The following is a 1,100-nucleotide window of genomic DNA, read 5'->3' on the forward strand; positions in this document are numbered from 1 at the left end:
AAGCGCAAGGCGATCCTGATCGCCAAGGTGCAGGACGAGGCCGGCCACGGGCTCTATCTGTATAGCGCCGCCGAAACGCTCGGCGTGTCGCGCGAGCAGCTGATCGACGCGCTGCACGCGGGCAAGGCCAAGTATTCGAGCATCTTCAACTACCCGACGCCCACCTGGGCCGACGTCGGCGTGATCGGCTGGCTGGTCGACGGCGCGGCGATCATGAACCAGATCCCGCTGTGCCGCTGCACCTACGGGCCGTACGCCCGCGCGATGATCCGCATCTGCAAGGAAGAGTCGTTCCACCAGCGCCAGGGGTTCGATGCGCTGCTCGCGATGATGGCCGGCACCGACGCGCAGCGCGAGCTCGTGCAGCAGGCGGTGAACCGCTGGTGGTGGCCGGTGCTGATGATGTTCGGCCCGAGCGACAGGGACTCGGTGCACAGCAACCAGTCGGCGCAATGGGGCATCAAGCGCATCACCAACGACGACCTGCGCCAGAAATTCGTCGACGCGACCGTCGAGCAGGCCAAGGTGCTCGGCGTCACGCTGCCCGATGCGGAGCTCAGATGGAACGCGGCGCGCGGCCACTACGATTACGGCGACATCGACTGGGAAGAGTTCTGGCGCGTCGTCAATGGCGACGGCCCGTGCAACCGCGAGCGCCTCGCCACGCGGGTGAAGGCCCATGAAGACGGCGCCTGGGTGCGCGAAGCCGCACTCGCCCATGCCGGGAAGCAGCGCCAGCGCGCGCAACAGCACGCCGCCTGAGTGGCACCGCACATCACAGGAATCAGGAGATCAGCAATGAACAAGGAATGGCCGATTTGGGAAGTGTTCGTGCGCAGCAAGCAGGGACTCGACCACAAGCACTGCGGCAGTCTGCACGCGGCCGACGCGCCGATGGCGCTGCGCATGGCGCGCGACGTCTACACGCGCCGCCAGGAAGGCGTGAGCATCTGGGTGGTGCCGTCCTCGGCGATCACCGCCTCGGCGCCCGACGAGAAGGCCGAGCTGTTCGAACCGGCGGGCGACAAGATCTATCGCCACCCGACGTTCTACACGCTGCCCGACGAAGTCAACCACATGTAAGCGCGCCATGACCACTA

Annotated in this window: 2 protein-coding genes; both read left to right on the forward strand. The window is 66.5% G+C overall.

All coding sequences use genetic code 11. The features are described from left to right. Positions 1–762: 1,2-phenylacetyl-CoA epoxidase subunit PaaA (gene paaA, locus AB3X95_RS38910; RefSeq protein ID WP_368624002.1), on the forward strand; the 762-nt coding region annotated here is incomplete at its 5' end. 36 nt (positions 763–798) lie between these two features. Next, positions 799–1,083 carry a 1,2-phenylacetyl-CoA epoxidase subunit PaaB gene (gene paaB, locus AB3X95_RS38915; protein ID WP_013090772.1) on the forward strand — a complete coding sequence of 95 codons (285 nt, stop codon included), beginning with the start codon at positions 799–801 and terminating at the stop codon, positions 1,081–1,083. Positions 1,084–1,100: the final 17 nt, after the last annotated feature.

The organism is Paraburkholderia sp. BR13444, assembly GCF_040948755.1.
Classification (GTDB): domain Bacteria; phylum Pseudomonadota; class Gammaproteobacteria; order Burkholderiales; family Burkholderiaceae; genus Paraburkholderia; species Paraburkholderia youngii.

Excerpts from the sequence above, each read along its gene's own strand:
- paaB (WP_013090772.1), top strand. The coding sequence starts at position 799 with ATGAACAAGGAATGGCCGATTTGGGAAGTGTTCGTGCGCAGCAAGCAG.